Here is a 302-nt window from a genome sequence, read left to right on the forward strand (position 1 = left end):
GAGACAGCTAGCGGTCTTTGCTAGTTGGCTCTTGGCGGGAGGCAATCCCCAAACGGCGAAGCGGCGTCGATGTACAACCCTATACTTAGTTTGGACACACAACTTAGTCGAGCGAAGAGACACAAAAAGAGTAACTTTACTGAACTCACTTCGGCGTTTGCGGCAGGCGCCTTTGTTTAGTGAGCGGGAGCACTTGGTATTTCATTTGAAAACACAGTACCCACTATCTTAACTACACCAGCGAAGCCGCAACTGCGGGGTCCGCCGTAGCCGTGAGACAGCTAGCGGTCTTTGCTAGTTGG

At 52.0% G+C, this 302-nt stretch carries 1 protein-coding gene; it reads left to right on the forward strand.

Annotation, left to right across the window (positions count from 1 at the left end):
- The coding region (locus H7J92_RS17520; protein WP_221838317.1) for a hypothetical protein at nt 1-232 on the forward strand (232 nt) is incomplete at its 5' end.
- Nucleotides 233-302: the final 70 nt, after the last annotated feature.

Origin of the sequence: Sporosarcina aquimarina, assembly GCF_019748715.1 — a bacterium.
Classification (GTDB): domain Bacteria; phylum Bacillota; class Bacilli; order Bacillales_A; family Planococcaceae; genus Sporosarcina; species Sporosarcina newyorkensis.